Annotated in this window: 13 protein-coding genes; 3 read left to right on the top strand and 10 right to left on the bottom strand. The window is 39.9% G+C overall.

All coding sequences use genetic code 11. The features are described from left to right. Positions 1-409: 409 nt before the first annotated feature. The 4 genes from H6H03_RS36590 to H6H03_RS36575 form a co-directional block, all read right to left on the bottom strand. On the bottom strand, positions 410-922 hold the full coding sequence (locus H6H03_RS36590; RefSeq protein ID WP_190959910.1) for a hypothetical protein: 513 nt from the start codon (positions 920-922) through the stop codon (positions 410-412). Between the two features lie 492 nt (positions 923-1,414). Next, entirely contained in the window at positions 1,415-2,374 is a 960-nt protein-coding gene (locus H6H03_RS36585; protein WP_190959909.1) for a tyrosine-type recombinase/integrase, read from the bottom strand. A 240-nt stretch (positions 2,375-2,614) separates the two neighbouring features. Continuing rightward, a complete protein-coding gene (locus H6H03_RS36580; protein ID WP_190959908.1) occupies positions 2,615-6,208 on the bottom strand; it encodes a plasmid replication protein, CyRepA1 family in 3,594 nt (1,197 codons plus the stop codon). Continuing rightward, complete coding sequence (locus H6H03_RS36575) at positions 6,205-6,591, bottom strand: hypothetical protein (protein ID WP_190959907.1); 387 nt, start codon at positions 6,589-6,591, stop codon at positions 6,205-6,207. The genes H6H03_RS36580 and H6H03_RS36575 overlap by 4 nt, the downstream gene beginning before the upstream one ends. A 689-nt stretch (positions 6,592-7,280) precedes the next feature. Between H6H03_RS36575 and H6H03_RS36570 the strand changes: the two genes are divergently transcribed. From H6H03_RS36570 to H6H03_RS36560, 3 genes are all read left to right on the top strand, one after another. After that, positions 7,281-8,747: an NB-ARC domain-containing protein gene (locus H6H03_RS36570; protein WP_313932022.1), complete on the top strand. Its 1,467-nt coding sequence runs from the start codon at positions 7,281-7,283 to the stop codon at positions 8,745-8,747. Positions 8,748-8,755: 8 nt separating this feature from the next. Next, positions 8,756-10,615, top strand: coding sequence for a protein kinase domain-containing protein (locus H6H03_RS36565; protein ID WP_313932021.1), 1,860 nt, complete (start codon positions 8,756-8,758; stop codon positions 10,613-10,615). A gap of 209 nt (positions 10,616-10,824) precedes the next feature. Next, a complete protein-coding gene (locus tag H6H03_RS36560; RefSeq protein WP_190959906.1) occupies positions 10,825-11,703 on the top strand; it encodes a hypothetical protein in 879 nt (292 codons plus the stop codon). Here H6H03_RS36560 and H6H03_RS36555 read toward each other — a convergent pair. The 6 genes from H6H03_RS36555 to H6H03_RS36530 form a co-directional block, all read right to left on the bottom strand. Further along, positions 11,661-14,093, bottom strand: a complete 2,433-nt coding sequence (locus H6H03_RS36555) for a CHAT domain-containing protein (protein ID WP_242058166.1) — start codon at positions 14,091-14,093, stop codon at positions 11,661-11,663. The two genes, H6H03_RS36560 and H6H03_RS36555, sit on opposite strands and share 43 nt — an antisense overlap. 156 nt (positions 14,094-14,249) lie before the next feature. After that, the gene (locus tag H6H03_RS36550; RefSeq protein WP_190959904.1) at positions 14,250-16,310 is read right to left on the bottom strand and encodes an S-layer family protein; all 2,061 of its coding nucleotides are present in this window, start codon (positions 16,308-16,310) and stop codon (positions 14,250-14,252) included. A 69-nt stretch (positions 16,311-16,379) separates the two neighbouring features. Continuing rightward, a complete protein-coding gene (locus tag H6H03_RS36545) occupies positions 16,380-16,877 on the bottom strand; it encodes a filamentous hemagglutinin N-terminal domain-containing protein (protein ID WP_242058167.1) in 498 nt (165 codons plus the stop codon). A gap of 201 nt (positions 16,878-17,078) precedes the next feature. After that, positions 17,079-18,371 (bottom strand): glycosyltransferase, encoded by a 1,293-nt coding sequence (locus H6H03_RS36540; protein ID WP_190959902.1) that lies wholly within the window; start codon positions 18,369-18,371, stop codon positions 17,079-17,081. A 902-nt stretch (positions 18,372-19,273) separates the two neighbouring features. After that, positions 19,274-19,807, bottom strand: coding sequence for a hypothetical protein (locus tag H6H03_RS36535; RefSeq protein ID WP_190959901.1), 534 nt, complete (start codon positions 19,805-19,807; stop codon positions 19,274-19,276). A gap of 327 nt (positions 19,808-20,134) precedes the next feature. After that, complete coding sequence (locus H6H03_RS36530) at positions 20,135-20,410, bottom strand: hypothetical protein (RefSeq protein WP_190959900.1); 276 nt, start codon at positions 20,408-20,410, stop codon at positions 20,135-20,137. Positions 20,411-21,004: the final 594 nt, after the last annotated feature.

Here is a 21,004-nt window from a genome sequence, read left to right as displayed (position 1 = left end):
GGCGGTTGTTTTACGTTCTTGTGCAGCTAGACGAAGTGCTTTAACCAGGGTTTTTGGTAATCGGAAGTTAATCGATTCACGCTCTACATTTGTCATATTTGTATCCTCTAACCCTGGTATAGACAGTTTACCAGGTGAGCGTCAGATTTTTCACGTATTTATAGGTGTTTGGAGCAACTGTATAGAATCTTATTACTGGCAAAATAGCCCTCACAGTAACGATTTTCTTTATTGTGTACATACCTTTAGAGCAAATTGTATAGAAAGCATTGTAAAGCTTGGCTTCCACCGGACTCATAGAAGTGAACAGTGTGTGTAGACGTGGTACAGAAAATGTATATACAGAAAAAATTTATTCTAGTATGGTGCTAACTGGACAATTGTGGAACAGAGAAAGCCAAAAACCGTGCTATTCTTCATCCTCATCCTCATCCTCATCCTCATCTTCATAATCTGCATAATCTTGACCATGTTGTTCGTACCACAAACGTTCTTCTTCAAGATCCGCTTGTTGCTGTATTCTTTTCCTGTGTGCGATTTCTGTTTCTAGAATTTCTTGCTGCTTCTTTTCCTTTTCAAACCTTTCTCTGTCTTGGGTTTCTTGCTCTACCCTTTCCCTCTCAAGTTTGATTAATCGCTGCTCGACTCGTCCACAGTAGAAATCTAATGCTTTACCCGTCGCGGCTCCAGTAACTGTTCCACCGGCTAGAAAGATCAGTCCGGTTTTCCAGCCTTGAATCGGGCCACCGCTCCACTGCAAACTTTTTTGATTGAAACACACCAGCACAGAGAAGACAGAAATTCCAACTACTGTATTGATCGGAGCAAAAATTCTTGGTGTCATCTGAGTCTGTCGGAGCATCAGCCACTGTCCCAGCCAGAGTATTGCACCAAAAATCACCGCAGCGCTCGCGCTCATCACAATACGATCTGGATATCTGAACGGATCTAGTGCCATATTAATAATCAATGGCACAAATATCAGCGCACAGAGCAAGAAGCCAATGAATAAGCCAGCAATACTTATCAGGGTCCAGTAGCGACCAAGATAACCAAGGCGGGATTCCAATATCCACTCTTGTACTGGAAGCATTGTGATGTAAAATGCGATCCCTGCACTGACGTAATCGAGCATTGGCAGAAGTTTTACCCGTGTGTTGCTCTGTATTTTACACAAGTTTCTGTGTGATAGCTCAAGCGCCCAGGCTCAGGCGATCGCTTCAGTTGAAGAAAATTCATTTTTGACAACGGGCGCGAATTGACAAATAAATATAGACATCACCCCGTAGCAATTCCAGCATCAACCATCTGTCAAAATATTATTGATACGGCTGTTGCTTTTATTACTGTAAGGGCCTTATACCATTTCACGAATTCAATTGGTATTAGTCGCTGCTGCCGATCGCAGATTGGCTTATTCCCCGTAAGGAACGTGCAACAATTGAACAGCTTGGCGCTTAAATTCCTCAGAGCGCAAATCATATTTTGCGGTGGTTGCTGGATCGGCGTGTCCTGCCAGTCGGCTCACTGTCAAAACATCAACACCAGCAGCAAGCAGATTAGTAATAAACGTGCGCCGAAAATCATGTGGGCTAAAAGCAGCTACCTGAGCACAACTCGCCCGTTTGCGAAGAATCGTCATCACCGCTTGGTCAGTCATTCGCCCAACCTTTATATGACCACCTCGCCGTACAGGACAAATTAACGCTCCAGGCGCATTACCTCTCTCTACAAGCCAATCTTCTAAAGCTGCTACCGCCCCTGAAGGCAAATACACTGTCCTCGCCTTCCGCCCCTTACCCTTGCGTACAAGCAAAGAACTATCTTCTGTCTTGTAATCCACCATGTCTAATGCTACGAACTCCGACCGACGTAGACCAGAGCCACTCAGAATCGCAATTAGTGCTGCATCTCTTTTCCCAATTGGCGTGAGGTCGTTTTTGCAATCGTTCAAAAGTGCAGCAATTTCACTCGGTTTTAACAGTCGTCCTCTTAAAGGTGAATCCCCCCGTACACTTTTGAGATTTATTGCTGTTGCATAATCATCAGTAGTGATTAACCCCAAGTGATGGGCTTCTTGCAACACCCGCCGTAAGGCACAAAGCATCCGGTTGACAGTTGCAGGGGCATACTGTTCCATCAACACTGAGCGAATTGCCGCCGTGTGCTGGTAGCGCAACTTTGACCAATCCAATGACAATGCATCACTCTCAACTGGAGCGGTCAGCATTCGGGCGATGACATTTAGTGATTTCTCCATCGTCCGCCGTGAACCTGATGTCAAACTCGACAAATAAACTGCGGCAGGGTGAACTGTCAACGGCTTGGGCGCTGCTAAAACTAAGTCAATTTGCCGTGTCGTTTCTCTTGCCATGACGATTCAGCATACACCTGCTGTACTTGAGCCAAGTGCATCTCTAAATCTTCATTCTCCCACCAATCGATTGCAGTCCCGCTTTAACCCCATTTCTCAAGAGAAAAAATAGCTTTGGTAAATTCGAGTTTCCATAACCTATTTTTTCGACTCCGAAAACAAAGTACAGCAGTGCAACGCTTTGGGAGTTTGAGTTGAATAAAAGGTGAACGCATGAATCTATAGGTTTTCATCGTTAAATTACCCCTTCATAGGCAACACTTCTTCACTTAGCAAGGCGTAAAATTCCGGTACTGCCGACTCCAGAAGTCGCAGTTCATTTGCCGCGATTGTCTCCAACTCCAGCACCGTCTCCCAGCGCAAATCACTTTGCCATCGCTTGAGAATGCCTTTAATCGCGTCCACTCCCTTGGCAATACCGGAGCGAAGTATTTCCACGCAGTGGAGTAAGGTAGTCCTGTCAGTGAAGAGAGCAGAGGGGCAGGGGGACAGGGGGGCAGAGGGGCAGGGGGACAGGGGGGCAGAGGGGAAAGAACTTGTACAAATTTCTTCTTTGCTCCTCAACTCCTCAACTCCTCTGCTGCTATGCTCCTCCACACAAGTGCTCTCATCTGTAGTATCCTCCCCTTCTTTATGGGAATTACTTATAGCATTAAGGGGGGGGGTGGATACGGGATGCTGATTAGGGTTTATACTATGTACAGCAGGGGTTTGGGGAGCGTAATAGGTGCGAAATTCTTTTTGATTACGCTTTGCCACACGATGAGCAATTACCTGGAGAGCAAATTCCAATTGCTCTTTAGATAAAGAGAAAAGTTTCACCTGTTGACCCCGTTTACCTTGCTTACGAAAGGTCAACTTTAGCCCCAACTGCTCGACTAAAGTTCCTAGCAACCAAATAGGTTTACAGTCACTAGGGATGGTAAACCCAAGAATTGCTTTGACGTGAGCAGCACAATTAAGGGCGCGAGCTGTCATGTTAACTAATTGAGTATCATCGGCAGTAACTTCATCACCCCTCACTAAACGTTTGAGAATGTGATGCAGCCCCAGGTTAAATCTAGCCAGCCACCGTGCCGAGTAATTACCCCAGTCGATGCACAAAGGTAAATTGTCCCGCTCGGTGCGGTCTTTTTGGGTGACAATTGTTGGTGGTGTAGGATAAATTCGCCCAGTTTTGGGGTCAGCAATTGATTCTTCGGGCTTTGCTAAAATGGCCTCAAGTTCAGCGATTGCTCCTATTAAGCGACCGCCTTTATCCATTTCTACGAGTGATTCTGTTACCTCTAGCCCGTAGGAATCAAAGATACGAAACTTTTCACATTCAAAAATTTCATTAGGGTCAAGGTAATCTTTGCTTTGACGGGCGCGATACTCACTGGCTGTAATATTGTTCGCTTTGGCAACAGCCGAATTGTAGGCACGATCTATTGCTTGTGCTGCTGCTTTTAGATTTTCTCTTGCTTGGCGATCGTCATCGTTTCCTACACATATAAAGGTATTGCCCATTTCCGTGAGGAGCGAACGCAGATCGTCGCGGAGATTATTGAGAGAATAGTGACGGTTACCAAGAATTTGACAGTAAGCCTCAAGCGCCCAATCTTTCTCGGCTCCGCGCTTACCTGTTTGACGGTCAATCCGCAACAAAAAAGCAGTCATTTCATTGGTTTGGAGTAAGCGTTCTTTAATCTTGTTGGCGTTTGTATCCTTGTAACCAAAGGGAGGACGCGGGGCCACCCAAATATGAAACGGGACTTTTGGACGATAGCGGTACAGTTGTTGAGCGCACTCAGTAGCAGTTTGAGAAACGCCGTGAAAGACACCAAACACTAAATCAAAATGATACTCCGAAATATCGACACCAGTTCCAAGACTGGGAGAGGCGAACAAGGCATCGAGGTTTTTGACGGCGTTGGTGATATCTTTGATGAAAGCGACATTCTCTTCACTTCCAGAATTGTCTGAATGAACCGACCAGATGCGCCATTTTTGAGGTGTATGGGATTTGTCAGAGTTAGATTCTTCGCACTTGATAGTAAAGGACTTGTCGAGTTTCTTGATGAAACGCTTGGAATCACTGGCAACCATGATTTTTTGCCCAAGCATCAGTGCTGCCGAAATTTGGGCGACTAGGGCGCTAGAATCACTGCCTTCATACCAATATATAGTGCGATCTCCATTTCTCCATTCGTTTTTGACGATGTAAGGAATTTCATCTTTTGGTCGCATTGCAACAAAGAAGTCTACTGTCAGATCGTCCATGTGTGCGTCGGCGATGACGACCAGTGGCGCGTTGTATACTATATATTCCAGGACTTCTAGGATTGCTGCACGATGTGATTTGCAAGTATTACTGTGCAGTAAGTGCGTGAGATACTGGCAAGCTTCATCAATAAAGATGCAACCGTAAGTCAGCGCCTGGGTATTGAGTTTGTGCAAACTGTCAATGGTAATCGACAGGGCTTGGGCCTGGGCTAAACCTGTGTAGCCCAAGTCTGAATAGATCTCCGTCTGCAAGCGTTCGGCAAGATTTTTCAACAAGTTAACTCGATGCCCGTTGTTGAGAAAGCGAGCTTCAGGGTTTTGGTGACGCCACCAGCGCATGAGTTGGGTTTTCCCAGTACCCATATCGCTCCAGAGTACAACCAGTCCTTTTTCTGGAAAACGGAAACTGGGGGATTTCTTCGATTTAGAAGTTTCATTAGAATTAGTGGATTCCTTCTTGACCTCGGCTCCGTTAATAGAGGGACTAAATAATTTTTCTTTTTCGATTTCGTAAAGCGGCTCAACTGATGAACATTTTTCTGATAAGTCAGGAATACAGAGTGCTTGGGTCAAATATTTAATATTGACTGTGACATCCGGTTTGTACTTAGAGAGTCCCCATTTTTTGGCTCGATAGGAGCGCTGGTAATCTTTGAGTGATTTGGCATCGTCTATGATTGCAGTTAGTAGTGCATTGGCATCTTCAGTGCGGCCAACTACAAAATCATCAACACCTTTTTCTGGCCCCGGCAGTAATGCAACTTCGCATTCACAACCAGCAGACTCAATTGCTTTTGCAGTGCGAACAGTTGCCTGGTAAACTAACCACCTGATTTTAGCTTTAGTTTCGTAGTCAAATAAGATAATGAACTTGCGTCCCGGTTGTGCCAAGGGCATTAAGTCTGGGTGCAGTCGCTCATCGAAATCTTTCTTGCCCACGCGCCCGTTCCAAATTCCCGGCAGTGCGATGGCTACAAACCCCAGACTGAGTAAGCAAGCGGCTTTCTTCTCCCCCTCGCATAATATTATCGGAATCTCTGGGTGCTGCTTTACCCACTCCCAGAATATCAGTGGATTGAGTTGATCCAGTAAGCGCAGTGCCAAAAGTGAATGATAGCGCTTAATTAAATAGCGTTTTGCTATTTTGTCCCAAATACAGTTGCGGATATCAAAGTAGGTGACGCGGTTGGGAGTTTTTGGGGGTGATTCATATTTAACTGGTTTACCTTTTGCCCAATCAAAGCGCGGAAAGTTGGGCTTGATCCGCCCCCACTCCATTGGTTGCCAGTTTTTGAACGGGTCAAGGGACTGAATCCAGGTTCCCCCCAGTAATAAATGCTGATATTGCCTTATGTATGCATCTGTAACTCGACCTGCATTTTTTCGAGGGATTTTATCACTGATAAATAGGTAGTCGTAAACTGTATCTCCTTCGATGTGGAAGAAGTTGCGCTCGATTAGGGCAGGGTGGATGGCACTACCAACTGCTAACTCATGGTACTCTGTGCTCGTTAAGTTGTTAGGGGGAGCAAATGTTTCAGGCGGGGATGATATGGAGTTATTTTTCATAACTGCTCCCCAGTGAAACCAAAATATACCTCACCTAAAGCCCTTGATGCAGCTAGTCCTCTGGTAAAGGCTATTATTTCTCCAGTCTCTACAATCACGATGCCCGTTAAAAGAAAATCGGGCGACATGATAATCACTAGCCCTAAATTAGGTTCTAGTTCTTGCACTAGTGAAAGCAACTGTTCTTTTGCACCCACGAGCAACCCATAATCTGACCAGTACTCGCTCGTGATGACGAGCGCTTCTCCCGTCATCACTCTCAAGTTTTCCAGCCATACTCCCACTGGCTGTTTCTCAATTCTTGCCGTTTCAATTTTGTCAGATAGCCACTGCCAAAGTTTTGTCCGTGCGGGAGCGATCTGCGTTAAGCATTCATTTTTCACGATTTTCCCTCTGATTGTTGGTTTGCACGATCAGAGGGGGTTGAATCAGCCACAAGCTATCAGTTAACAGCTATCAAGGATTTTCCTCACTGATAACTGATGACTGATAAGCGATCGCGTTAATATGCACTGCTAGTTTTTAACTACAAAATTCGCAATCTTTCTTTATCAAACCTAACTTTACAGAAACTTATGAATTTCGACAGCCAAAAATTACCACAGCAACTTGTAAAAGTTCTGCGGTAACTCCTATAATAGGAGCTGGCAGCGTGGAAAAAACTCAAAGGGCAATTTTAGTGGTCGTCTCGGTCGCCAAACTTTAACAACCGCTTCTTTTGTTCCTTAGAGATCAACCCCGCTCTGAATACCTATGAAATTAAAGGTTCAACAAAGCGCTACTCCTTAGTGGCGCTTTGTTCGTTAAATGTTGGTATTTTTATATACTCACCTCCATGTCTCCCTTCAATTAGCTTGATTTTACAGAAGTTCAGAGTATTTGGTATCTGGAAAATTTTAAATTTTTAATTCAAATTTCTCCATAACGGTATACCTATTTTTTCTAGAAAAGTCGCATTTTAATCATATACCTTAGACAACCATTTTCGGGATCTAAGTTTAAGTTAAGTTTTGTAAATATTTAGACAATTTAGATGTTGTCGGTAAAATCAATATATAAATGTAAAGTATAGGTGGTAGTAGTTTTAGAACTGCCTAAAAATATGAATCAAGGTATAAAATTAGACAGCATTACTATAGAATTAGTACTAGAAATTTTAGGAGAACAAGTACTTAAAGTTACTGGTAAAGAATTAACAGAAGCTGAAAAAGTTGTTATCAGGGGTGCTTGGGATGGCAAAGATTATAGTGAAATTGCACATACTTCTGGGCATGGAATGTATTACTTGCAACAAAAAGTAGGGCCACCATTATGGACGATGCTTTCAACAGTTGTTGGTAATGGAGTGAAGGTAAAGAAAGCTAACTTGAGAGATATTTTACTCAAAGTAGTAAAGAAGGATTATTTCAAAAAACTAGAAGTAACCTGCCAGGACAATGATTCTCTAGTTGGCAGGACTAAAATTCATGGGGAATTGCCAGAAATAGAACATTTTTATGGTCGAGATGAAGAAATTAATTCTTTAAAAAATCAAATTAAGCTTTTTAAACAACGCTGTATATCTATAACTGGAGTTGGAGGAATTGGAAAAAGCTTGTTGGCTGTAAAAATAGTAGAAGAGATACTTTTTGAAAATCAAGATTTATACGATTATGTTATTTGGAAGAAAATAGAACGGTTTTCGACAATTCATGATGTAGTTACAGAATTAATTAAAATTTTTAATTTAGGAGAAAACGAAAACAATTTTAAAGTAAAACTATCTTTGCTTTTTAAGGAGCTTGCATTTAGAAGATGCTTGCTCATATTAGATGGATTTGAAAATTTATTACAAACAGGGTTGGTTGAAAGAAAAATAGAGTTCGATAATTTTTTTGATACAATTACAAAGGAACAGTACTTGAGCTGTACGATTATTACAAGCCAAGTACCTTTAAAAGAATTTGTATACACAACTATAAATTTGCCTATTTTGCATCTAAAGCTACAGGGGTTAGAACTAAATGCAGCAATAGAAATGTTACACGAAAAAGGTTTGAAAGGAGAAGAATGCAAAGAGCTAATTGAAACTTATCGCGGTAATCCATCAGAATTAGAGGTAGTTGCTAATAAAATTAATCGTTATTTTGGAGGAAGTATTCAGAAGTTTTTTGAGTATAAAACTACTGTAATGGGATCTCAATTTCAATTAATGTTACATTTGCAATTTGGGAATCCTGGGTTTTTAAGTCAACTACAAAGGCAAATATTGATTTATTTAGCGGAGCAGATAGCAGAAGATCCAACTCCAGTTCCATTTTCTATGCTTATTAAGTATTTAAAAGAACAATTGAAAGAAGTATCAGTTTCTAAAGTAATGACAGAAATGGAGATTTTGGAGCAGCGTTCATTAGTTGAAACTAGTAATGGAATAAGCAAACAAGAAATTAGCTATGGCTTACAACCAGTGGTGAAAAAGTATATTTTGATAGATCCACTTGGTTTAGTATATAAAACTTGTAAGCGAACACAGTTGACTAATTATGTGGAGGCAGGGTAATATCCTCTGTGGTCTACTGTATAAACCCATTTTGTTCGCAGCGTGAAAATCCTGATGATGCTGACCATTGTTTAGCTTGTGGTAATCCCCTGCTAATAAATGGACGTATTCGTTTACTGCGTCCGTTGCGTTCTTTAACTGAAGACCCATTCACTTATACAGACATATTTGAGGTTGAAGATATTGGCACTTCTTTGTATCCAAAAACTCAAATAAGAGTAATGAAAATATTAAAGTGGATCGACGATCCTAAAATAGTTGAGCTACTACGACGGGAATCAATTATATTACAAACTTTAGATCATCCTGGAATTCCTAAGTCTAATAGAGAAGATTATTTTACTTTTACGCTAAAGGACAATATTTTAGTAATGCATTGCTTAGTAATGCAGAAATTTGAAGGAGAAGACTTAAGACAATGGATAAAAACATATAGGCGAATTTCGCAAGATCTCGCATTGGACTGGTTATCGCAATTAATTAATATACTCGATTTTATACATAGAAATGAGTATTTTCATAGAGATATCAAACCAGATAACATTATTCATCAACCTGATGGGAAAATAGCACTGATTGATTTCGGTGGGGCGCGAGAGATTAGTAGAACATTCTTAGCGAAACTTAGTACTAATGGAGGAACTAGTACAGGAACTAGTATGGGTTATGAAATAACTGCTGTTCGGTCAGCTTATTATTCTCCTTTAGAGCAAATTCATGGACAAGCTGTACCGCAGTCAGATTTCTATGCACTAGGTAGGACTTTTGTTTACTTAATTACAGGTATTCCTTTAAGTAATATTAAAAGTGATGAGAAAACAGGAAAACTCCTTTGGAGAGATAAAGCAGGTCATATAGATAAGCCCTTAGCTGACTTGATTGATGATTTAATGGCTCCTTTTCCAGGTCAGCGCCCTCAAAATACTCAAATAATTTTGCAGAGGATACAAAAGCTTCCTCTCCAAAGTAAAATTCAGAGGATAACTAGGTCTAAAACATTTGTAATTAGCGCATTAATTACATCTATAAGTTTATTAGTTTTTATTTTTTTTAGAAGTATTTTACCAGCAATAGCTAATAGTTTTGTTTCTCAAGGAGAGAAGTTAGAAATAGCGAATGATTTTCAAAGTTCCAAAAATCTTTTTAATTTAGCTACGAGTATTCATACTCCAAGTAAATTTACTGTCTCAAAATTTTATTTAGAACAAGCTTCTCGTAATATTAGTAACTTGCAATTGGCTAAAAAATATTATCAGTTAGCAATAAAATATAACGAAAGAGATTTGGGTGCTTATAATAGCTTGGCTATAGTTTGCCGACAATTAAGAGAAGTCAATTGTGCAATTGACGCTTATCAACAAATTTTAAAATTAAAGCCTGATTGGGAAGTATATTATAGGTTAGGCAGTTTTTATGATGATGAAGGAAAAGAAGAACTAGCTCAACAGCAATATCAAATAGCCATTAAACTCAACAATAATGCAGTAGTTGCAATTAATAATTTATCTCGGTTAAAAAATCTAAAAGAAGATTATAACCAAGCTGCTCAACTGGCGTTGGAGGGGTTAAGCAAAACTAAAGATCCCAAAATACAAGCTACCTTATACAAAAATTTAGGTTGGGCAAGATTGATGCAAAGAAAGTATACTGAGGCAGAAAAATATTTACAAAAAGCAATTGATTTAGACAATGAAAGAATAGATGCAATCTGTTTGCTATCTCAAACCCAAGAGGCATTAGGTAAAATGGATGAAACTAAACTTTGGTGGGAAGCTTGTATGATTGCTAAATCCAATATACCAGAAGTTTATATTTGGAGGCAGCAGTTAGTAGACCGCCTGATTAATAATTCAAAACGTACTAATTAATTCAAGAGATTTTTGAGCGTTAATTTTCAACTAGTAGCTGTAGATAAAATTCGATGCAGGACTTACCCAATCTTACTATGAAAAAAGTTTTCAAAGCTGGATTTGCGCTCGTTATATCAGCTTTGCTTTTTTCCAACTCTAACACTGCATTAAGTCAGTCGCATGAAAGAGTAAAACGTGTATGCACTAAAAAGATTGGTCGAGTTTATATGGGAGATCGCTACCTAAAGCCAGGAAGCCAGCTTTGTCTGGGAGATCGCATTAACCCAGTTAATGGAAAGACGGCGAAAGCTTTGTGTTACTTGAATGGAGAATTTCTATATTTTAAGCAGAAAACCATTTTTGATAACTCTAAATGTGCAATACCACAAAATATCGTAGAGCTATGCACAGGAATTAATCCAAGTAAATGTTACATCTCTAAAGGCCCTGGTGATGATAAAGATGTACCAACGTTAATTAGTCCCTATGGCAGTTCAATGTTGAGTACTAGACCTGTAATTTCTTGGTATGGCGTTTCTGGAGCTACTAGTTACACAGTAATTGTTAGCGGTTACGAGTTTTACTGGGAAATGACAGTAGATAAAACCATTACTACACTGCCCTATCCAAAAGAACAAAACCAATTGCAGTTTGGCAATACCTATAAATTTACTGTGCTTGCAAACGTTGGCGATACTCCTATTAGTTCTTCCGAACCTTTAGTAGTTAGTGTTTTGCCTCAAGAAGAGCAAGATGTTATTTTACAAAAGGTGAAGCAGGTTAATGAATTAGCCTTACCTGCGGATGAAGCTGCAATTTGGGATAAGGATGCTGTATATATGTCCAGAAGTCTTTTAAATGAAACGATTGAGACATTAAAAGCAACAGAAGCAGCAGGAAGTCGAAACCCTACTCTTTACCGAGTACTAGCAGATCGGTATTTAGAGGCATGGTTGCCAAAAGAGGCACTTCGTGAATATACTTTAGCAGCGCAACTGGCAAAAAGTACTAATAACTTAGAGGAACTAGCTCGTATAGAAGAAGGACTAAAAATAATAAGTTTTTATAACCAGCCGCCAACTAGTACGAACCCAGCCCAAAAATAAGGGTGAGTGTATTTAGAATTAGATGACAAACTCAATTGCGCCTGACGTAGTGCCTCTGCTTTAGTCAAACCATTTTTCAACCCCTTGTAAAATTCTTGCATGAGTACAGCTGTAGACCCCTCATCTACCAACCATAAACTGGCGATTACACTCTGTGTGCCAGCTTGTGCTGCCACTCCAGCAATTCCTAAGATTGAGCGCTTATTACCTTTAGCTGTTTGACAGGCACTTAAAACTAATAATTCGATTGCATTTTCATTAGACTGAACTTTACCTTTAAGTAAGCTATCAAACTCTAATATATTAATTGCTTTGTCATAAGCTAAAAATACAGTTTTATCAGAGTTAGAACTAAATTGCCCATGAGTACTGATATGAACAATCGGAAAATCATTTTTAGTTAGTTCTTTTTGAAACTGTAAACTTGTAAAATTTTCGTTCAACAATACGGTTGAGGAAGTAGTTTCTTTTTTGACATCTGCAACTTCTGCCACTACTCCTGATAGCGGTTTCAAACCTTTTGGAGCATTTTTATCATTAAAACTAGGGCTTTCTTTACTAAGCCCAGCGATTAAAGCTGTGAATTGGTTTTTAGATAAAGATTTTGGTGACCGAATTTTAGAACCCAATGCTTCTGCAACACTATATTGCTTTATTAAATAATTTTTACCATCATGAAGCAAACCCATTGGCAGGCTTTGAAAAGACGTATCTAAAACAAACACTATCGTTCCTGATGAAGGTATATGCGTCTTAATGGGTGCAATCAGTGAGCTATATAGCTTTTGATAAGAGGAAGTAATTAACGATTTGTTAATAGAAAATAATTTAGGTGATTGTAGGATGTCTAACAAATTTTTAACATGACTTCTGATCGATTTAGCATCAACAGAGTTACGAACGATATAATGATTAGAAGATTGAGCAATTACTTCTATGCGATCGCCTAAATCAATAATATGAATTATTGCAGTTGTATTAGGCAAGCTTTGAAGCTTATTTAAAGCTACAACATCGAGTTTACCACATTTCAAAAAATTTTCTAGTTCTGCTATTTGCAGTTGTTCGTTCGTCTGAATTACTAACTCTAGATTGGGGTTAGGTGATGAGAGCAGTAATCGCATATATTCACGATAAACAGGTTCTACTTTCTCATAAAATGAAAACTGTAAATCTGCATTACTTGCTAAAAGATTATCGCGAACTTGCGTCAGGTTATTAATTGCAGCACTGTAAGCTTTAAGAGCTTTGTCATACTTTCCTTGTTTGTAGTACTCTAAACCCAATTCGTGCTGCCATTCATAAGCGATATCAAATGCCTGAATTGATTGAGCTAAAGTCATAGCTTGTTCGAGATAATAGAGCGAACGCTCTGGTTGTTTTTCTAATTTGCCCAGTGTGCCGAAAGCATTCGACATTAGTCGTTGGTTTTTAGTACTTTTTGCCATTTGTAAAGCTGATTCTGCATATTGGAGGGCTACTGAATGTAATTGCTCATCTGAAATTTGATTGAGGCTATTGGCAAAGTTTAGCTTGCTGTAAATAGATTGGCTAGCAGGTAATTCAGAGAATGCAAAAGCATTTTTCAGTATATTATCTACTGAAGGCTGAATCTGTTGATTGATTTTAGTTTGAACTCCAGCTAACTGTGTATTACCTGAATTTGATTCTGCCGTTAACCACTTTTGAAAGTCTAACAGTAAGCTCAAACGCTGTAGTTGCGCTTGTAGTCTGATTCCGATTGGTGTGGTTGGAATATTAATCAATGACTGGTAATCATTGAGCAATTTGAGTGCTTGTTTTTGAATAAAATTAAAAGTTTCTTTTTGAAAAACTGGTTCTTCTATCCAACTATATTTATCCCGTGCCTGTTGATAAAGAGATTTTCCAGTATTATTGAGCGATAGCAAAATTGCACTAATATCAAAATTATGCAATTGTTGAGCAATTGATAACGTTTTTTTTAAAACTAATTCTGATTGAGATAATTTACCTAACTGGCGCAATACATTGCCTAAGTTTTGTAATCCTAGTAGGTGTACGGGTATGGGGTTCAACTTGTTAATTTCTGCATCAAGTAGTCTTTTCGTAGAATTAGCAGGCTCAAGAAGCGAGGTGGCACAGATTTCAGTATCGAATTTCAAAGCTTTGACAACTATCTTGCAAGCTCTCAGATGTAAACCCATAGCTTGTAGAGCTACGTTCTGATTGATTAAGGTTCCTGTGATTCCCTCTGTATCTTTGAGACGTTCATAAAGTTTTGTAGCTTGCTGCCAAGTCTCAAAAGCTTCTGCTGTTTGACCGAGATCCAGTTGCCTTTGACCCTTGTGGTTGAGTACTTCAGCTTGGCGCTGTTGGGCTTGTTTACTTACTTGCTCAGCTAGAATCATACATGGCTGGCTTATGGCTATTGTTAACGCTAAAATGCCTAGTAAGAGGTATTTGAAAAAATATCGAAAACGAATCATTGCTATTGCTAGTAAAACTTTAAGAACAAAGAGCCGTAGATTAATTGCGATCGCTCTTACGTGTATGCCGTGTCGATCTCAATTCCTCCTGATTTCTGTAACAGATGATACTTTTTCTGTAGAGGGTTGCTCCTGACATTTAGAAGCAGACACTTGGGCGTAGGAGTTTGGTGGATTGGCTTGTGCAGTCAACACTACATCTCCATTAGCATTCAATATCCAACCTTGGGCTTCTACAATTTCTATGGGTTTTTTAGTTATTAATGGCTTTGATTTTTCGGAATTATCAATAGATTCAAGCCAAACAGAATTTCTCTGCCAAGTAGAACTGTTGTCTAGCTGTTTGTCAGAACTAGCTGCTAGCCCCCCAGTACCGCTATTGACAAATGTACTCGCCACTCTACCAGAACGGCTTTGGCATACCGATGCTACCTCTGGAGCTTCTGCGATCGCTTGTGGTTGTGCTTTGGTAAGGCTGGGATTTCTGTTTTGGAAGTTAACCTGTACTGTGCCGTCAATACCACGCTCTGAACTAGCGGTGATTTCGGTGTCTGGCGAAGTAAAAAATCCTTGAGTATTGATTTTAATGTTTCCGCCTCTTCCTTCAAAAGCATTTGCTGTTATGCTGTTGTTTTTTGAAGCAACAAAAATAATTGTATTGATGCTGATGTTACCAGCATCGTTAAGATTTCCCTTGGTAGAATTTGAAGAAATATCAGAAGGGAAACCTGGCTCTCTAGCTGTAGCATTGATACTACTATTATTAAATAATTGTAAAACATTTGAGTTCAAAAAAATATTTCCACCTTTACCTGATTCAGTCGCTGCTGCAACAATTGAATTATCTAAGGTAATATATTCAGCATTAATATTTAAATTTCCTGCATTACCGCTTCCAAAATTACTTACATTAATTAAAGTACCATCTCTGATCTCTAACCGTTTTGTATTAATTGTTACATCACCAGCACTTCCACTTACAAATGGAGATAATCCTAATAATTCTTGTATTGGTTCAGATGTAAAGGCTGCGGTTGATGAGATACCAAATGGTTGATCGTAAACTAAAGTGTTTGAACTTTCCCGCGTTATACTTATAGATTTTTTAGCATTGATTACGACGCTTCCTGAACTACCAGATGCTAAAGTATAAGAATTAATATTGCTACCGTTTCTCAAAATTACTTCTGGTGCATTAACTGTTAAAATGCCAGCATTTCCAGTATTGAATGCTGCAACGGCTAATTGGGTTGACGCAAGATAAATAAAAGGATTGAATCCCCTCAATTCAAGTTTTTGATTTGCATTAATAGTTAAATTTCCTCCTTTACCAGAACCAAATGTTCCAGACAGCACTGTTGCACCATCTAGTCCTATAAACCTCCCTGTATTTATTATGATATCTCTAGCTTCTCCAAAACTAAAAGTGTAATTACCAATGCCACTGGCAATAGCAGGGTTAATAGAAGAAAAACCTGATATTTGTATCGAATCAGGTACATTTAAAATTATGTTACTTCCATTAGCGTTACTAAAAGTTTTATTATATATAGTTGCTCCATCCTCAATTAGTAAATTTTTAGTAGAAACTATAACATCATCTAAATTTCCTGCTACCGTTTCGTTTAAAAAACCACTAGCAATTTCTCCATTCGGAGATGTCCCGTTTAATTGTATGGAGTTGAAAGCATTGAAAACCATGCTTTTACTTGATTGAGATCCTTGGTTTTGAATCAATGCTAGTGAACCATCCTTTAAAGAAATCTGATTACCTACCATCTGAATTGAACTACCTCCAAAGCCACTAGCGTCTACTAATGCTTGCTGAGATAACTTTATGTCTTGAAAATTTTGTACATTCTGGTAACTTAAAGTCCAGCCAGTGGGAGTAGGGTTAAGGATAACCATACCGTCATTGACACCGCCCAGTTCAATCCGTCCTCCAGGAGCCGTCAAAATCCCACCTCTTAAACTAACCTCACCCCCTATCAAAGCAAGGGTTTTGCCTGAAGCTACTTGTAGAGTATTAGTGCTAGTACCAGCCCCTAAAACTGGAGAGAATAAAGGTATGGGAATAGTTAAACTAAGTAGAACAGGGTAAAAAAACCAAAATATGTAACGAAAAGTAAAGATGCCCAAAAAGCTCTTCCCTTCTGCCTTCTGCCTTCTGCCTTCTGCCTTGTCATAACGACAATTTTCAACACCGACCTACTTATGACCTTTGCCTTCAACTTGAATTGCACCAGGATTTGATCCGTATTGCAGTCCTATTGGCACATTGATACTTAACAAGGATTTAATTTCGGGATTTGTGGCGCTAAAGCGAAAACCATCAGGAAAGTTAATGCTGTTGGCCGTACTGCTCACGAATGAGCCACCAATGTCTAAACGAGCATTAGAACCAAAAATAATTCCTCTAGGGTTGATCAGAAATAAGTTTGCTGTACCATTGGCTTTAACTAAACCATCAATGTTGGATATGGATGAACCTGCTACCCGACTAATAATATTCTCAATATTGATATCATTATCAAAGTAAGCAGTGCCGCCTGTAGCTAAAGAAAACTGTTCAAAGCTGTGGAACAGATTGTTGCCCACCCTGGTTCCTCCACTAATATTGCTCGTGCTACCCTGATTTGCCACTTGAGTGTCAATAGGTAAAGTCGTATCAGGAATAATTTGTGCAATTACTGTTGAGGAAAACATGCAACATAACGCACTGATATTAAAAAAGCAGAAGCTAATTTTGTATAGGTTCATTTGAGGAATTCAAAAATGTACATTCGTCCTTTGTTTACTTAGAGCCTGCCAAGAAACAACTTTTACAATTTCTTATCTAGAAAGCTTGCTGAGAAAGCATTTCTAGCTCAAAAGAGGCAAGGTTGTTACATGACAAGCTCTTATCACTTATTCTGTTTGAAAATTAGAAAGTACTGGCTTTCGTGTAGCTACAACCTGTTCAACAATATCAGCAGCACGACTAACTCCTCCGGCTTGTTGAATCGTTGCTTGTAATTTGGAAGCATTGTCCTTGTAACAATCTCCTGTCATCACCTGTTGAATAACAGATTGTAATCTAGGAACAGTGAGTTGAGATAATGGGACAACCTCTCCAGTCCCTGTCCAAGCCAAGCGTGATGCTACCCCTAATTGATCGTTGGCAATTGGAATAGCTACTAGTGGTACACCATTACTTAAAGACTCTAAAACTGTATTCAATCCTGCATGGGTAATAGTAAGAGTAGCCTTTTTAAGTAGTTCCAGTTGAGGCGCGTAGTTCACAATTAATGGAGCGCCTGGCAGTTGTTGAAGTGATTCAAAACAATTGGAACCACCAAGAGAAATTACCAATTGAGCGTCTAATCCACTGCAAGCTTCTGCGATACAGCGGAAAATATACTGTTGGCGATTTTGCAAAGTTCCAAGTGAAGCATAAATTAACGGTTGCCCTGTCAACTTTTCATAGGGGAAAGCTATAGGTTCTCGTCCAGTTGGATCTTGATAGGGGCCAGTGAAATGAAAGCACTTAGGTAAATCCTGTCTTGGAAATTCAAACTCAGCAGGTAATTGACTTAGTTGGCTAAGTTGGGAAAAGCTATCTCTCTGAGGCGTCTGAGAGTAGAGAGGTAAATTCCATGTTTGACGATATTCGTCTAAAACTTGTGTAATCGGCTGTGTAAAACGCTTCATCAACGAGTAAGCTGCTTTGTTGCGTAAACGTGCCCACCATGCCGTGTTATAGCTCCACGATGTGAAAAAAGGTGGAATGCCATCTTCTTGATTAAGTGGCAGAGCATTGCAAACAGTAACAAAAGGAATTTGCAGAATTTCTGCAATTGTCTCACCTTCTATTGTAGTTTGGTCTACCAACAATGCTTCTATACCGGCCGTTTTTAGAGCTTGTGGAGCTTCACTAAGCAGCAGATGCGCTCCTTCTTTCATTAGGTTTAGGATATATTTGAAAGCCGCAAACCCGCTCAATTCGCCTAACTCTGACAAAGGCTGTACGTTTGTACCTTGACGATATCTGGACTCTCCAATAGTCCAATAGTCTAATCCTGCTGCTAATATTTTGGATTTAACATCAGGAATTCCAAATAGGGTAACGCGATTTCCACGTCTTTGTAATTCACGTCCTAAAGCAGTCATTGGGTTCAAGTGACCATCCGTTGGGGGACAGAGTATACCTAAATGAGCCATATATCCAATTCCTCTGCAAAATTATAAAGTACGTTTTCTAGAAAACTACCTCAATTCTTAAATTAAATATTTTTTTGCTACCTCTAACTATTTCAAACCTTTTCCTAACTGGCTTTTGGTCTACCTATTGTTATCAATAGAGGCAATGATACAAAAAATTATGGCTTTTATACTAAATAATTAGCCTTTTGCAGACTTCGGTATTGCCTGGAATTCTATTACAGAAAATCCCAACTCGAATATTCTAGCTGCTGTGTGACTGGGGTTGCAGTGGCGTGGGGGCGAAGGTTTTACACCTCGTGTTGACTGGGGAATTCCTTAAATGTCTGTAGATTCGGATGGAAGAACTTGGCAGGAGAATGGGCTGTATTTTTCGGTGATTTATAATCCTTTCTGATTACGTTAAGCTGCATACTTAAGCCTTGCTGAGAAACAAACTCAATATTCAGACTGAAGCAAATTTTTGTCTACTGAAGAACGCAGTTATGACCCTGAACTTAAGATTTTAAAGGATGCCAAACAAGAAATTATCGATTAAGAGCGCTCATCAACAATGCCCTAGCTAAATTGAGCCAATTATCAATAATTATTATGTCTGATAAGTCAAAATAGGGAGTATTTTATGCTATTGACGTGCATTTAGAAAGTTTCGCACATTAGACAATTGTCAAACAATATTGTCGTTTATTAATTGTAACAATGGCTTGACAAATGGGTTCTACAGTGAAGGTAAAGATTTAGGTACTCTACTTCCGGTAGCCTCCCAGCTGTATACCCAGTGAGGTGCTCCCCGCTTGCTGTGCGCCATCGCTTTTAAAAATTAGTAATGCTTTGAAATATTTTTCAACACAGAAGCTGTTGCCCGCAGTAGCCCGTTTCATTCTTTCACTAATGCTTTCCTTTCATTCATCATCTTCATCCCAACCTTCGTCTTCTCGTTGTTCAGCGAAATGGTTCAAGAAGGAGCAGTAGCGGTCAAGGGCAATGCCAGAAACAGCACCAACAGCCACCCCGACAACAGCAGAAGCAACAACAGGCTTCCAGTCGTTATTCCACAGCGCATTATAGTTGAACTTAGTCCAGAGAATATATGCAGCGATCGCAACTAGGACATTAAAAATTGCTAAGACAACAGGCTGGGGAAGATACTGCTTTTTGAAAACAAACCATTGCACAGGAATAGCGATCGCCCCGAAAAAGAGTGCAAAAATACTCCAAAGGATGATGAGATCGCGTGTTTGGAGGATATCCAGTTGGGCGTAGAACCAGATTGTGAGAGTAACAATAGCAGCAATAGACCCAGCAATAGTAAAAGCAACAGAGTTAATGACGGCCCACCAACCCCAGCTAAAACTGAATTGTTTTCTTAAAAGTTTGTCTTGAACAATGTTGATGCAGTTCCACAAGAGTACTGCCGTCCAAAGAAAGCCGTCCATTGATTGATGCAGGTATAACAAACATTCTTACAATACGCGAAACTCATCTCAAGGCGCACAAATTCTCAGGATGCCGATCGCCCTAGCCCCACCCCAACACCAGCTGTGCCTTACACGACATCCCACAGCAGCACACACGAGTATCAAAAGTATCTACTGATATTTCTAGGAGAAAAAACTGCTGTGAGAGTTATTTGATAAGGATAACTTGTTACAAATTTTTCAAATCTCAGTAAAATACTCAAACAAATTAGTAGCCTACTTTAGCTGACTACTGAAACAGATGTGTGATATGTGCGCTAATTATTGCAACTATCTAGAGATAGATTATAAATTAGAAAAACTATCAACCCGCAAATCACGCCAGATATCAGAAACCTGCCAGCCAGTGTTACCAACCGATTGTAGAACTGGATAACTTTGCGCCGAGGATTGGTAAGCCGGATATTCTGTTGCTGGATGAGGGATTTCTTCTGGTGGCTGTTGCTGTTCGATTTCGGCAGTGGCGGCGGTATCAACCGCATACAGCTCTTCGGGTAATGATTGTGAAACGACAGACTTTTTGAGAGCGCGGAACTCAGGCTTTTTGATGATGGGTTTCATAATTATCTGGGTGGTAAAAGCTCGATATTAAAAAGATAGATGCAGCTAAAGTTACAAACAAGTCGGAAGTCGGAAGTCGGAAGTCGCAAGTAAGAAGAAAAAAAACTTTAGTTGTGGGTAACAGCGCCCCTTAAAAAAAGATGTCTTTCAACGAGTAGGCGTGAGAAATACAGCGCGGAGCCGGAGCCGCTCCGCCTCCGGTCTTATTTCAATCCCACGACTGAGCGTGGTGAGTACTACTTCCGACTTCCGACTTCCGACTTCCGACTTCTGAAATCAATGCCTCATCTATGGTCAGCGATTAAACAGCCCCAAGCAAGTAGTGATAACAAGGCAAGAGAGTTCGGTTGAGGAAGCCTTGCAATTGACGATAACTGCAAAGATATAAGAAGCTAATGAAAACCCCAACCTGTAAACAAAGGCCGGGGAGTACTAATAAATCTAACCCCATGATGCCACAAGCAAATACCAAAAAGACCACCTTCAGACTGGAGGTGGGACGATGACCAAACCCACCTCTGGCAAAAAGACCGCAGCCGGAGTTCCCCCCAAGTCAAAGCCAGCACTCAAGCGGCTCAAGCAGGAAAACCCAGA

It is taken from the genome of Nostoc paludosum FACHB-159, from assembly GCF_014698835.1.
Lineage (GTDB): Bacteria > Cyanobacteriota > Cyanobacteriia > Cyanobacteriales > Nostocaceae > Nostoc > Nostoc paludosum.
Note: the sequence above shows the minus strand (reverse complement) of the source record. Positions and strands in the feature narration are given on the sequence as shown.